11 protein-coding genes are annotated in these 13,972 nt (G+C 49.5%); all 11 read right to left on the bottom strand.

Annotation, left to right across the window (positions count from 1 at the left end; genetic code table 11):
• Positions 1–26: 26 nt before the first annotated feature.
• Positions 27–296 (bottom strand): hypothetical protein, encoded by a 270-nt coding sequence (locus A6049_RS23160; RefSeq protein ID WP_143038132.1) that lies wholly within the window; start codon positions 294–296, stop codon positions 27–29.
• A gap of 7 nt (positions 297–303) precedes the next feature.
• Positions 304–1,158 carry a formate/nitrite transporter family protein gene (locus A6049_RS23155; RefSeq protein WP_063566914.1) on the bottom strand — a complete coding sequence of 285 codons (855 nt, stop codon included), beginning with the start codon at positions 1,156–1,158 and terminating at the stop codon, positions 304–306.
• 212 nt (positions 1,159–1,370) lie between these two features.
• On the bottom strand, positions 1,371–2,732 hold the full coding sequence (locus A6049_RS23150; protein ID WP_063566913.1) for an FAD-dependent oxidoreductase: 1,362 nt from the start codon (positions 2,730–2,732) through the stop codon (positions 1,371–1,373).
• Positions 2,733–3,102: 370 nt separating this feature from the next.
• Complete coding sequence (locus A6049_RS23145) at positions 3,103–3,585, bottom strand: glutathione peroxidase (RefSeq protein WP_063566912.1); 483 nt, start codon at positions 3,583–3,585, stop codon at positions 3,103–3,105.
• Between the two features lie 187 nt (positions 3,586–3,772).
• Positions 3,773–4,045, bottom strand: a complete 273-nt coding sequence (locus tag A6049_RS23140; RefSeq protein ID WP_063566911.1) for a hypothetical protein — start codon at positions 4,043–4,045, stop codon at positions 3,773–3,775.
• A gap of 90 nt (positions 4,046–4,135) precedes the next feature.
• Positions 4,136–5,023, bottom strand: a complete 888-nt coding sequence (locus tag A6049_RS23135) for an ABC transporter ATP-binding protein (protein WP_063566910.1) — start codon at positions 5,021–5,023, stop codon at positions 4,136–4,138.
• Positions 5,024–5,459: 436 nt separating this feature from the next.
• On the bottom strand, positions 5,460–8,633 hold the full coding sequence (locus tag A6049_RS23130) for a GAP1-N2 domain-containing protein (RefSeq protein WP_145921948.1): 3,174 nt from the start codon (positions 8,631–8,633) through the stop codon (positions 5,460–5,462).
• On the bottom strand, positions 8,630–9,889 hold the full coding sequence (locus A6049_RS23125) for a TRAFAC clade GTPase domain-containing protein (RefSeq protein ID WP_063566908.1): 1,260 nt from the start codon (positions 9,887–9,889) through the stop codon (positions 8,630–8,632). The genes A6049_RS23130 and A6049_RS23125 overlap by 4 nt, the downstream gene beginning before the upstream one ends.
• A gap of 44 nt (positions 9,890–9,933) precedes the next feature.
• Positions 9,934–10,581, bottom strand: coding sequence for a hypothetical protein (locus A6049_RS23120; protein WP_063566907.1), 648 nt, complete (start codon positions 10,579–10,581; stop codon positions 9,934–9,936).
• Positions 10,582–10,601: 20 nt separating this feature from the next.
• Positions 10,602–11,885: a vWA domain-containing protein gene (locus A6049_RS23115; RefSeq protein WP_063566906.1), complete on the bottom strand. Its 1,284-nt coding sequence runs from the start codon at positions 11,883–11,885 to the stop codon at positions 10,602–10,604.
• A gap of 148 nt (positions 11,886–12,033) precedes the next feature.
• Positions 12,034–13,972, bottom strand: a 1,939-nt coding sequence (locus tag A6049_RS23110; protein ID WP_063566905.1) for a hypothetical protein, incomplete at its 5' end; no start/stop codon positions are given.

Genomic DNA, 13,972 nt, shown 5'->3' with positions numbered 1-13,972 from the left:
GGGTAAATTAAAAATAAGGCATTAGGCTAGTGTTTCCCCACTTCCTCCTCATGCCATATCATGGACCACTCCCGAAATTCGCCATGAACAGGTTTCGTTCCCCCGAACCTTGTCATGGCGAATTTATTTTGCGTGGATATTTTTTTGCAAAAAAAAACGATTCTTTTCCCGCCCATCACAGCAGACAGCCATGACTTGAACGAGATCAGAATCGCCTCCTGTTTACTTTGCATTCGTCTTTCCACTCGTTCTCGCACTCGCACCACGGTTACACCGCTAACTCGGTTACTGTCCAAAATGCCGCTACGCCTGCTTGCTCCACATCGGTCTGGCTTCCGACTCCACAGGCTGGGCCGCCGCCATGGCCATCTCAGGCTTCACTTCCGGCTCATGCTTGCGCAGGTACACCATCCAGTAAGCAGCTGCAACAAACAGCGCCCCTCCCGTCAGGTTGCCAAGCCATACCGGAATGAAATTCATGACGTATTGTCCCCACGAATAATGCCCTTCAAAGATCGCAGCAGGAATCAGGAACATGTTGGCGACAACGTGCTGGAATCCAATAGCTACAAAGGCCATCGTTGGGAACCATATGCCCAATACTTTTCCACTCATCGTATCCGATGCATAAGACAACCAAACCGCGAGAGCTACCAGCCAGTTACACCCGATCCCGGATATAAAAGCCTGAAGGAAGCTGTCGTCCAGCTTGTGTCCAGCCATATCCACCACTTTGGTCAAATAAGCTCCCTCTGCCGTCAGACCAAGCACATGCCCAAACGCATAGGCCACAAAGATCGCCCCAAGGAAATTACCTATCGTTACTAAGGTGAGATTCTTCAACATGTTGCCCGCGGACAGTTTACGTGCAATCGTCGCAAGTGGGACGGCCATCATATTACCTGTTAGCAGTTCCCCACCGCCAATCAGCACCAATATTAAACCTACCGGGAACACTGCTGCACCAATCAAATTAACCAAGCTGCCCCACTCGGCCGGAGCAGAAGCAATAACCCGAATATCCAGCAGAAATCCAAGCGCGATAAAAGCGCCTGCCAGAAAACTGAGTATCAATACGGAGGACACCGGATTTTGAGCTTTCTTCATCCCCGTATACACCGTATATTGTGCAACCTCAAGAGGTGTTTTTGCTGCCATAACGATCCTCTCCTTCACAGTTCATGAACATCATAATTCAACCTGTTTTGTTGATATGTTCATTGTATCGCGAAGATTTCAAGAGGTTTGTTACTTTTATCACAAAGTCTGAAAACTACATTTTAATATTTCCGTTGTGTCTTGCTTGATATCCAGAAAAAACAAAAAAGAACTACCGCAGAATGACTGCGGCAGTTCTCAGATATTTATGGTTATACCATCGCTGGTGTTTTTACTTCTACTGGTGGCAACGCCTGAAGACCCGCCGAGTTCAGGAAGTTCCATGGTTTGTTGTAATGTGGCTGGAAGAAGAAGTCGATGAAGGCCAGCTCATCTACCGTCATGTTGTTCTGGATGCAGACAGAGATCGTATTGATCGACTGTGTCAGATCAGCCTGTGACATCACCTGCGCACCAACAATACGGCGTGTAGCCTGTTCATAGATTACTTTGAGCAGCAGCTTCTCTGCCGTTGGCATGAACTCCGGACGGTAAGCATCTTCAAGCGTTACAGCTTCAACGACCAGACCCTCATCCGCAGCAGATGTTTCCGTCAGACCTGTACCTGCAATATTTTGCTCATAAATTTTAATACCTGATGTGCCTTGTGTACCCATGTATCGTGTCGTAGGACGAACCAAGTTCCGTGCTACGAGTGTTCCCATCCGCACTGCGTTGGTTGCCAGTGGAATGTACGCTGCCTTGCCGGTTGGGTTGTAATGAATTGCACAGCTGTCTCCAGCAGCGAAGACGTCTTTTTGGCTGGTTTGCATATATTTATCCACGATGATTGCGCCGTTCGGCAGCATATCCACTTGGCCTTTGAGCAGCTCGGTATTTGGACGGAAACCAATGCACAGAATAACGAGATCTGTCTCGAACTCTCCTTTGGATGTAATGACCTTGTTCACTTTGCCATTCTCTCCGGTAAATTTCTGTACCGTTTGGCCCAGCGCCAGCTTGATGCCGTGTCCGGTCAACGTTTCTTCAATGGCATCCGTGAACTCGGGGTCGAGATATTTGTTCAAGATCCGGTCCACGCTATCGATCAGTGTAACTTCCTTGCCGTTCATTTGGAAAGCCTCCACCAGCTCAATGCCGATATATCCAGCTCCTACCACGGTAATGCGTTTGGCATGCTTGGCTTTCTCAATGATCGTGTTGGAATGGTTGTAGTTTTTGCAAAGTAAAATGTTGTCCATCTCGATGCCTTCCAGCTTCGGTACGACAGGCCATGAACCCGTGGTCACGATCAGCTTGTCGAAGGTATCTTCGAATTCTTCCCCAGTTTTCAAGTTTTTAGCCTGAAGTTTGTGACCCGCAGCATCTACTGACGTCACTTCATGAAGCATTTTGGTAACGACACCGAGCTCGGCCAGTTGGTTTGGCGAAGAATAGAACAATCCATCTGGATCTTTCACCACGCCACCTACATAAAGCGCAATGCCACATGATAAGAAGGAGATGTTGTCATTGCGCTCATACACTGTAATGGTAGCATCCGGGTACAATTTGGCGGTGTTAACGATAGCTGCGGTTCCTGCATGTGTACATCCGATAACTGCGATTTTCATTATAAGGTTCCCCCTTGGAGTATATAAATAAAAAATTGAATTTAACGTCATTGTGGTTGTGAAATATTTCACTTCTAAATGAATGCTGATTATGTGATTTATTTCACTTTGTACACTTATTATAATGTGATATTTTTCACATTGCAAGGGGTTAATCAAAATAAATTTTTCGGATGTGGTTTATTTACGATCAAGCGAGTCATCGACTCAATCTCCATTGACTTCAGTTTTCCCTGCTTATGGCTGGTTTATGCTCAAAATAAGCGTAGTAACTACTGAGGAGACACTTATATGAAGAGGATATTTGCACTAAAAAATTGTATCAAAAAAAGCCTATCCTCCAATATGGAGGCAGGCTTCTTCGTTTATTTTATACGCCAAGCAGCTTTTCAATCTCTGCAGTCATGGCTTCAGGGGATTCTTTTGGTTCAACACGCCCTACAACTTCACCCTCACGATTCACGAGGAATTTGGTGAAATTCCATTGGATGTTATTGTCTTCGCCAACACCAGGTTGCTGCTCACGCAGATACTTGAACAATGGATGCGCATCTTCACCATTTACATCGACCTTGGCAAACACCGGGAAATTAACGCCATAGTTGATTTGGCAGAATGATTCTGCTTCCTCACTGGTACCCGGCTCCTGGCCTCCGAACTGGTTACAAGGGAATCCCAATACAACCAAGCCTTGATCACGATAGCGATCATAGAGCTTCTGCAATTCACCGTATTGTGGAGTCAGCCCACACTTGCTGGCTGTATTGGCAATCACCAACACTTTGCCTTGATACAAATCGAGTGAAACTTCCTGATTTGCGGTCGTTACCGCCTGATACGAATATACGGACATGACTGATTCCTCCCATGAGTAAGATGTAGGTTGGGCTGCTGTATGTACTGTACCGAATAAGCATGCGGCACACAGCCTGTCTCTATATTATAGACCTGAGGCGGTCAATTACCAAATCTGCGATTAAACCCTGCCCAAGTTCATACGTAGAATCAAATTTTGTCCATCGACATGGACATATACCTTTTTAGCCTGACTTCGCAACCAAAATAGCATCATACCGCTCTTGCCGCTCTGCCTTCGTCACCCCAATCATCAGGCCACGAACCGAATGCATGAAATAAACAGCCGCTGAGCGAAGAGAATCGGCCCGAAGATGCTCATTATAAGCTTCCAGCATAAGCTTGGCCTGCTTCGGATGTTTCAATGCCGTCAAAGGCATGCCAAAGACCGATTCATCGATCGTCCCGGTTGTTATTCGTCCATATTGCTGTAACCAGGTGTAGTTGATTGCTCCCATTCCTGTAGACCTCCTAGAATGCGAATGAGCCGCGTGCATAACGCACAGCGGCTTCATTCTATAGTTTAGGACCACATATGGCCCGTTTCATTAACTTCCTGTCGCGTGACGAACGCGTTGCTCTGTCCGTCCTCCAGCATGAACCATTGCACTGTTCATGAGCACTTGTTCTGGAGGTGCTGATTGCTGACGTTCACCCGCAAGGGCGTAAGGCAAGCAGAGCGGTACACCGGAACGAGGATCAATCACGATATCAGCTTCAATGTTAAATACTTCGCGAAGCACATCGGAGTTCATAACCTCTACAGGTGAACCTGTAGCGATGGCTTTACCTTTTTTAATACCAATCATGTGATGCGCATAACGGGAAGCATGGTTCAAGTCATGCACAACCATAACGATTGTACGGTTTGCTGTGGCATTCAGTTGCTCCAGCAATTGCAGTACTTCAAGTTGGTGAGCCATATCCAGGAACGTTGTTGGCTCGTCCAGGAACAGAATATCTGTCTCTTGTGCAAGAGCCATGGCAATCCAGGCACGTTGACGCTGTCCACCGGACAGTTGATCGATTGGACGATCATGGAACTCCGTCATGCCTGTCACTTCGATAGCCCATTCAATCATGCGTTTGTCTTCAGCACGCATCGAACCAAAACCTTTTTGATATGGGAACCGTCCGTAGGACACAAGTTCGGTTACGGTAAGTCCTTCAGGAGCTGTTGGATTTTGTGGCAAAATCGCAAGCTGCTTGGCTACTTCACGCGTGGACTGCTTATGGATGGACTTCCCGTCGAGCAATACACTACCTGCTTTTGGATTCATGATCCGTGCCATTGTTTTCAGGATGGTAGACTTTCCTGAACCATTGGCTCCAACAAGTGCTGTAATTTTTCCTTGGGGAATTTGAATATTCAGATCTTCAACAATCAGTCTTTCCTCATAAGCGATATCCAACTTGGACGTCTCCAGACGAAACATGCGATCATCCCTCTCTCATTTATCCCGGTTATGTATTCCGGCTATGACAACGAAAACGAAATTGTAGTTCAGCGTATTTCCGGCGCAACAAGATCTTATACTCTAAAGATACTGATAATCATTATCATTTGTCAACAGTAAATACCAAACTCCTTGATAGTTGAAAGCTATTTTTGAAGTGTTTTACTAGAAATCGTTCAAATTTTTCGCACTTTATGTGAGAGCTTTTCTCATCGTGTACGTGCATTTCATCGCTTTGCGTATGTTCATCCTTGCCCAACATCTTAATAATGTGTCCGAATTGTGAAAATTAGACCTATATTGATTCATTTTGTATATGTCATTCCCCATCAATTGAGCAAAAACAAAAATACAGCCCCTACGAAATTCTTCGAGGTGGCTGTATTCCATTAATAATATATTCAATTAATGCCGCTTAGAGCTTCGGTTCCGGGACTAGGTTGATCACGAGCGTTCCACTCTGGATACTCACGATGTCCTTTAGATCAAAATCGGTCGGAAGCTCCACTTGGTGCCCATAGGGATACAGACGATCTGCTTCAGCAACAGTCAGATTTTCCACTGAAGATGAATCTGCTCCCGTAGACTGAGATGGATCTGAAGCCGTGCCGTCTGCATCTCTCTGTCCTGTGCCTTCATCCGTAGTGTCAGAGGCTGTGCCAGTACCTGCATCCGTCGTGCTCCCTGCTGCTGGGTCTGAAGTGTTGTCCTCCGTTGAGGCTGAATCTGCCCCCTGCTCGGCTTCTCCGCTCTGCTGAGTATCGTCCACATTATCGGTAGAAGAACCTGCTGAGCTTCCTTCAGACGTACCCTCTGAGCTGTCACCAGCTGTACCTTCGCCATCCGGCTCCTCATTTCGGTTGAAACTCTCCCATTCACCCTCAGCATTGAGCTTCTGTGTAGTACCATCTTTCAAGTTCCATTGGAGAGTGTCCGTTTGCAAAGCATTGCTGTCCGTTTCGTCTCTGTAACGGATCACCAACTGGGCAGGCGTCTTTGAACCGTCGTCCGCTTCGGATGCAGGAACGAGGTAGGCGATCTGTTCAGCGAGCTCCACCTCCGGTTCAGCAGGAACAACGGGCTCCTGTGTCGGGGGAGGTGATGCCTCAGGTGTCTCCGCCTTATCGCTCATCAAAGCGTACGTACCTCCAGCAATACCAATAATCAGGATGACAATAACCGATCCTAGAAAAAGGTTCTTCCTTTTACCTGTCAGCATGCGTACCAGCGGGGAAGACAACTCTGTTTTGGCGCGGTCGTAAGCCGGCTTCATCGTCTTGCTTGCTCTGGCATAATAGGGTTTGAAAGCTGACTTTGACTTAAAAGCTTCACGATCATGGGCCTTGAAATAGGCCACGATTGCATCCGAGTATCCCTTATGTGCGTTGGAGCCGCGAATAAACAAGCGTTGATTCCCTGACCACTCCATAAATTGATACAACACTTCTGTACGTCCTGAACTACTATAGATAAATTCAATCAGGCCTGGATAATCGAGTCTGTTGCTACCGCTGCCACCGCGATAGAAAGCCAGCGGCAGTGCTTCAAATGCAGCCGTATCTGGGCGATCACGAAGCTCTCCGGCAAGCCAGCGACGCGTCCAGCGCTGGAGCTCATTACGTTCGGCCAAAGAGAGGGATTCCAACTCCTCTTCGTCACGCCCCTCACCGCTAAGCCATGCTCTCGCTGCCAGCATCATGTTTGTACGCGCAGATACATCTGAGCCCTGGCGAGCAGCCCAGTCCCGAACCTCGTTTCCGTGCAACAAAATATCAATGCTTAACAGCTGTTCACGGTTAACCCGCTCCAGATCGAGATCCTGAATCATAAACAAGTTAATGACGTAAGCCAGCTTATCTGCGAGCCGGGTTAAATCCTCCTGATACGCTGGTGGTTGGACAGCGGACCCAGGTCCACCTTTCCGATTAGCACGAACTGAAGCTCCAGACTGTCCAATCCGGGCGGTAATACCTGTGTCTAAGCCGCCTGCGACTGGTACACGATCCAAGATACTAACCCGCTTAAGTGCCTCATTGGCAGATTGAACAGGGTTGGGCGCAGAACACAAACGTTCACGCAGCTCCGTTCCTGTCCGTTCCAGCAAGAAACTGTTGTGGATGGCAGACGGGTGAGATGTAATCCATCTCTGGATCACTTCCACAACATCGGCGGCTGATTCCGTGCGTTTCAGCTGATTATCCAGATAGGGCTCAAACAACAGTTTGGTCAGTGATTCGTTCGCGAGCACTTTGTCGAAGAAAGCACGGCTTAACAGGCTGTCCCGATCCAGCAAGCCATACAGCTCCTGCACGGCACGCATACGTTTCTGCGAACGGGCGTTATTAACACCATAGATGAAATAATCCACGATTCGGGACTGTACGACTGGCGCAGCGACCCGGAAATACTCCCCGATGCGTGCTGCAACCGATTCTTCAGGTACATTCTCCCGTTTGACGCTGTCCAGCTCACGACTAAGCAACGTCAGGAACAACTCATTCAAGCGTGAACGTTGCTGCGCTCCGCCTTCCGGTTTCAAGTAGGTGAGCAATCCACTTAGGACATCGCTTTTGTTATCCAGGTATAACTCTTCCATCCCCTGCTCCAGACGATAGAACATAGAAAGTTCCCCGTATGCTTCAATGGAGAGCTCCCGTCCAGGCTCCATTCCGGACAGCATCTCATCCGCAAAAGCATAAAATGAATCGGCAGCCGCAGGTTCGTGCAGTAGGGTCCAGGCGAATTCCGCATAAGGAAGCTTCGACACAGATGCATCTGCATGGGTAACTCTGCCCGATACCAGATCAAAGGTAAAATCCTTCTCCGTATTCCGATCTTTCGGACGCAGCGTGCCCCGCTCCACGAACTGAATATGGATGCCTTTCTTCGCTTGCGGCTCCTTCGCAAACGTCATAAAGCCGAGCTGCCGCCGGAACGCGTAAGGCAGCGCCGTATATAACAAACGCAGCAGTCCCTTGGCTCCGGCTGTAACTTCCTCAGCGGGCACATCTAGCGCAATGTATACCTTCCGACGTGTAGCTACAGCTTGCATGACGGCGTAGAGCAGGCGTTTGAATACCACCTCGTCCATTTTCAGAGCGGCAAAGATCTGACTTGGAGAGCTTTGTCCAACACCAGCTGCTCGTGGCAATTCAGTAAGCGCAGGCAGCACTGTACCTTGTTCGATGTCATAGGACGTGGCGAACACAGCATCCAGCCAGCCACCTTGCTTCATCTGCTCTTCCGAGCGTTCAGGAGACAAGACATAGTTATGGGCGAAAAAAGCGCTGCGCAGCCCGGTGAAATCAACGGACTGGTACACATTTTGCCCAAGTATCGTCTCCCCGCTCTCCAGATGCAGCAGATGAATGGACGGGGGAAACTTCGTCTCATCCTTCTCACTCCGGCCCGTCAGCTCCGCCGGAGCGTCATAGACGCAGTAGGGATGAAGCACTTTTTTGATAAAAGAAGGGTCCAGTCCCGGCGATGCGGCAACCGTATCGAACCCCTCCGTTGTGCGAAACACCCCGCGCCGCTCTCGAGTGTACAGCTGTTGTTCAATTGGCGGGGTCATGGAAGAACGCATCATCCCACTCTCCCCTCAATGTACTTCAGCTTGTACAGCAGCCAGAGGAATGGCTCATCGACACGGATTGGACTGACCACACCTTGCAGCTTCATATCCACCGGATTGCTTCCCAGCGCAGACACCGCAAAGTAAGCCGTATCCTTAAAGTACACATCCATCGTGCCTTTGAACGGACGGTCCACCTTCTCGATAAAACGCCGGATCTCCCCGTCGATATTCTCGAATTCGGTCAGGTCAAACCAGTCGCGGTGCACCATGTTGCGGAATACATTACTGTTGGATTTGATATAATCGCCCTCATCATCCTTGAGGGAATGCAGCATGTCACTTTTGGTGAGTACAACAGCTGTCGGAATATTCGTCTTGGCTTTGTCTTGGTACGCGATAAAGTCACCGAACATCGTTAACACCACATCACGCGGTTCATCGTATCTTGGCGTCCACTCGCCTGGCTCGTTGCCGAGGTTGATGCGGATTTTGTCCCGGATGGAACGAATCTGAAGCGGGTCCACCATGAACAGAATGCCTGCCGAGTTCTTGATATGCTGCCCGTGAAGTCCCAGATAGTCCTGCTCCACCATACCTTCACCAGCGACGTCAAAGAACACCAGTGTCAGCGGAGCTTTATCTTCATCCTTGAACACAAATTGGAAAATAAACGGCTCCTGCAGCTTCTCCTTCTGCGTTGAATCCAACAGATCGCCCCGCTCGAATAGCGGTTCTTCATAATCTGCACGGAACCGGCGGCTAATCTCCGCGTTCAGCGGCATGCAGGCCGCATCAAAATGATCGGCTGTGTAATGCTGCAATGTATGAATCAATGAAGTCATGTAGACGGATTTACCCACCTGGGATGCCCCAATAATGGAAATGATATTGCTTGGTGCTTTGCCTGCCGTGACAGGCAGCTCGTTATGGCACTGTGGACACAGCCGGCGCCGTGTAACCACACCGTAACGATCGTTCAGTCCCATCACAATGTTATCCGAATAGATGCGATGTTCCTCAGGTACATCATGCGGAGCCAGCACGGCCTCCATATCAAACACCGTATCCAGTCCAAACCGTTCGCGATATCGATTCAGCTTCGCATCTTCCCCAAGTGCGTAGTCCTCATCGTCGTCGCGATGATGTGCAGCACGGAACACAACCTCCTCCGGTGAAAACTTGCTGAAACAATACGGACATACGATATCGTAAAACAACGGCCGCTCTTCCGGCTGCTGTCTCTTCAAAAACCGACTAAAAAAGCTCATAGCCGCTCCCCTCCCCTGATCAGTTAGACAAAAAGCCTAACTATCTAGTCTGATATAAGCCTATAGGCGGCTCCATACTTTGGTCCGTCCGTGAAGAATAACCTCACGTAATCGTCCTTGGCTACCTCAACGGGTGGCATCTCATTTCTCCCGGGAGCAAAATCACTCACAAAAGGGTACACCGTGCCATCTTCCTTATTCAACGGAACCCCGCCTTGTTTGCGGACATAACAGAGTGCCTCCTTCGGAACAGGTGCTTCCGTTGTAACGGTCATCAGTACACTTTTTCGTTTCTGAAAAAAACCGCTCTTGTACCGGATGGAAAAGCGAATATCCGCCTTGCCTGCACTGGCAACGACCGTGTTGTCTCCATCACGCTGACGCACCAGAACTGGCCCGTCCTCCTGCATCTGACACACATACACTGTATAACGAATTGCACCAAAACCCGTGATTCGATCCATATATCCATTGCTCGCCTTATATTCTTCTTTTGTGTATAACTTCAGCTTGCCCTGTGCAGCCTGTTCCTCGGTACGATCATCACCCATCATATCGAGCTCCAGCCGTTCAACATATACAGCTTCCACGCTCTCTGGCCAGAGCCAGCGAAGTGTACACTGGCTCTCGTCCACTGCAAGTGTCAGTCTGCGAATCAGGGGCGCTGAAGGGTCTGCATCCGTAAAACGCATCTATCGCCTACCTCCAGACGTCAAAATCCTTTGCTGCGCGAATCTCTTGCCCGCTGACCGAATCCTTCCACCGAATTGGTTCCTCCACCAGCATCGCGACGCCCACGCGTCTTCCGCGGTGTATTCTCCTTGATCGGAATAATCCAGCTGAACAGGGTTAACACACCAGATAAGATGAGCATCGCTCCGAATCTTACAAATGTATCACCCACCGTTGATCCGTCCAGTCCCCATTCGAGCAGAAGTCCGGCCAATAAACCAGACACGGCACCACCAATTCCCAAACTGAGTGCGAGATGACGGTTATCAAATACAAGTCCTAGCGACACGCCCAGTGCGACACCAATCAACAGTAAGGCAGCCACTCGGAAAATAGCCAGATACGTACTGTGCTCCATCATGCCTGTACGTTCGGTCACCAGCGTTCGTTCATCAATCGTATCGTAAATTTGCTGGAATGCCAGATTAAGTCCACCGGAATCTGGTACATCATAGTACATACCGCCCGTCTGCTGTGCGATATGACGCAGCAAGTCGGTTCCGGAAGGGTCCACCAGACTCAGCCCCACCGTATTGACGGCGATCTGTTCATTTGCATACTCAGACAAAATGCCGGATGTGTCTGCATCACTGAATCCATCGGATAGCAGAATCGCTACCGTTCCGCGTTTCGGGTCCTGTTTGCCCTTAATCTGCTCCATCGCTTCCCGCAGCACTGCATCGAAATTAGTTCCGCCCGAGGTCGTCACGATGCCATCAATTTTGCTGTACACCTCATTTTTGGCAGCTTCGCTGTCCAACGGGGTGAACGGCTGAAGCAGCTCGGGTTGATCATCAAAGGTAATCACCGCCACCTGTTTATCGCTTTCCATTTGGCTAATCAGTGTTTTGGCCGCTTCAAAGCGACCGTTATCTGGGTCTGTCTTACTCATACTGCCCGAGTTATCGATCATCAGCACGATATCCTTGACTTGCTTCACACCGCCTGGGTTAATCTGATACAGCAATTGCAGGGCAAGTCCGACGACAAACAATAGCGCCAGCGTTGCCGGAACAAGCAGTTTCCAGGATAGTCCCAGATATCGCAGCTTCCAGGAAGCTCCGTTCAGCTTTGGCGAGATCATCTCTGCGAGTAAACAGAATAATCCCACGCTAAGCGCCAACACGCCAAAGTATAATCCCATCAGCAATAGACGGGGCATTTCCCCGAGCCACTGACGCAGCATGATTTCTCCAGCCGCAAAGCCCACAGCTCCGCCAATCAGGCTGAACAGGACCAGGAGAAGATTGATTTTTCGCTGCATGTTTGCATGCATCCTTTCCAAAACAGCCGATGAACGGCTGAATTAATACAAGATGGGTTGATGAAAAATGAACGTATAATGTACTGGACGGAAACAGATGGATCGATCTGTACCTCCCTTCCGTCCATATAAGATACAGCCTTATGTTTTAACGCATGGGTGACAGCTTCTCGGCCAGATCGGAGGGATGGAGCTCATAACCATTCTCCGTATACGAATCGTAATACACCCGACCATTGCGATACACCATCAGGTCTTCCAGATGGAAGCCTCCCATCAGATTCAGCTTCTCCACACCACTGCTTCGTTCTTCGTATACCACACCCAGCTTATAGATCCGTGACGTTTCTTCGGCATACGCCGCATAGTCCATGAAGGCACTATGGTGATCACCAAAGAAATATTTTTCTTCATAACGATGTTCCTGCGTATAGTCGAATACTCTTACCCGAACGACCGCCTGCTCCTCCAGTGTGCGATACAATCGGCGGAACAGATCATCACGGGTCAGTACATTTTTGTCCCCATAGGTAATTGTAACATTCGCCCGCAACAGCAATTCTTCTTCGAAAGGTACCCGGAGCGGTTCTGCTGTAAGCAGCATCACATGACATACCTCCATCAGACGTTGCAAGAGTCGCTCGTTTCCTTCTGTGGCAAGCCGGTTCATATCCCCCATATGGCGGTCCTCAAACCAGACATCCCGTCCACGCTTTGCCTCCAAATCTGCGATCAGCACTTCCGTCACTTTGCCGTAATACTCCATTACGTTCTGACCGATATATTCATCTGCAGCCGCTATGCTCTCTACCGCTGTCTCACGCAAAACACGTTCCAGCGTTGCCAGTGTCTCCGTTACACTCCGGCTGAACGTATGCAGTTGTTCCATCTCTGTGTCGTAGACACGAAGCAGCTGCAATTCATTCTCCAGACGCAGCAATTCAACTTTGGGCACATACACACGCTCCAGCAAACAATCGATCAGGTTGCGCACGTTCTGTTTGTCACGGAACAACGCCCGTTTGAACGACTGATCCTCTACCCGCTCCTGCTGACGCTGCTCAAGCAAGGCACGTGCAGATTCAAGTTGCACCGATTTATCACGAATCAGTCCAAGCAAAGCCTCACGCACGCTGCCGAACCCATTGTCACTCCAGGCAGCCCACTGAAAATAGCCAACCTCAGGATGCTCCGTGCGCGATTGCTCAGCCTTACGACGAAGGGAGTCTTCTGTGCTGCGCTGACGTACTCGTTCCTCCGCAAGACGGACCACATTATCACGGAAATACGCCTCTGCCCCATGCCCGAACAATGCTCTCTCCGCTTCACGCAGCGAGAGCGGCTTCAGATCGGTGAAGCTGACGTTATGCGTCATAATGCCGCTCATGCCGCTCACCAGATCCTCATCGGGAAGAATCCCTTCCACTTTACGTTCTACCGAAGCCCCATCCAGTCCGAAAAAGGCGAGCTTGTCCTTGATGCTCCAATCGGGTTCCTGCCGCATCCGTTCAAGCAAATAACGATACAGATGATACAACACCGCGAGTGCAATGGGTTTGTTCGGCCGTCTAATCTCGGCAAAACCTGCACTGGCATAACCATGCTGATCCGAGGTCGTACGGATGTTATTTTTGAACGACGTATTGTTATACGTGTTGGCCCCCGTGCTTGATACGGAACCTGAGCTATCTGCATCCTGCTTCCGATTCTTGAGCAGACAGATTCGGCAGATGATCTCGGCATTTTCGATCCACCCGCCGGGTACGCCGGTTCCCCGCTCGTTTTTGTCTGACAAAATATATACGAGATCGAATAACGGAGAAGCGGGATGTACAACCGGAATGGAGATACCGTCCTCCGTAACCAGCAGATTGCCACTGAACGTATAGTCCAGCCCCTGCATGTAATCCAGTTCCCGCAGAAAAGCGAGTCCCGCCGCACTTGCATATCCAAAGGAATCGACCTGCTCCATCTCGCTGACCAGCACATGCAAATCGGTCTGTACCGACTTGAAGGATTGAGCCAGTATCGTCTCGGTCAGCTTGGTAAGCTCAGGCAACAACACATTCAATGGATCATCTGCCCTG

The sequence above is a fragment of the Paenibacillus sp. O199 genome (assembly GCF_001636635.1).
In the GTDB taxonomy this organism is placed as follows: Bacteria; Bacillota; Bacilli; order Paenibacillales; family Paenibacillaceae; genus Paenibacillus; species Paenibacillus marchantiae.
The sequence above is the reverse complement of the archived record's forward strand: the minus strand, read 5'-3'. Positions and strand labels throughout refer to the sequence as shown.

What these genes read in the sequence shown, in the direction of transcription:
- A6049_RS23155 (WP_063566914.1), bottom strand. Translation starts at nt 1,158, where the DNA reads ATGGCAGCAAAAACACCTCTTGAGGTTGCACAATATACGGTGTATACG.
- A6049_RS23150 (WP_063566913.1), bottom strand. Translation starts at nt 2,732, where the DNA reads ATGAAAATCGCAGTTATCGGATGTACACATGCAGGAACCGCAGCTATC.
- A6049_RS23145 (WP_063566912.1), bottom strand. Translation starts at nt 3,585, where the DNA reads ATGTCCGTATATTCGTATCAGGCGGTAACGACCGCAAATCAGGAAGTT.
- A6049_RS23140 (WP_063566911.1), bottom strand. Translation starts at nt 4,045, where the DNA reads ATGGGAGCAATCAACTACACCTGGTTACAGCAATATGGACGAATAACA.
- A6049_RS23135 (WP_063566910.1), bottom strand. Translation starts at nt 5,023, where the DNA reads ATGTTTCGTCTGGAGACGTCCAAGTTGGATATCGCTTATGAGGAAAGA.
- A6049_RS23130 (WP_145921948.1), bottom strand. Translation starts at nt 8,633, where the DNA reads ATGATGCGTTCTTCCATGACCCCGCCAATTGAACAACAGCTGTACACT.
- A6049_RS23125 (WP_063566908.1), bottom strand. Translation starts at nt 9,889, where the DNA reads ATGAGCTTTTTTAGTCGGTTTTTGAAGAGACAGCAGCCGGAAGAGCGG.
- A6049_RS23120 (WP_063566907.1), bottom strand. Translation starts at nt 10,581, where the DNA reads ATGCGTTTTACGGATGCAGACCCTTCAGCGCCCCTGATTCGCAGACTG.
- A6049_RS23115 (WP_063566906.1), bottom strand. Translation starts at nt 11,885, where the DNA reads ATGCAGCGAAAAATCAATCTTCTCCTGGTCCTGTTCAGCCTGATTGGC.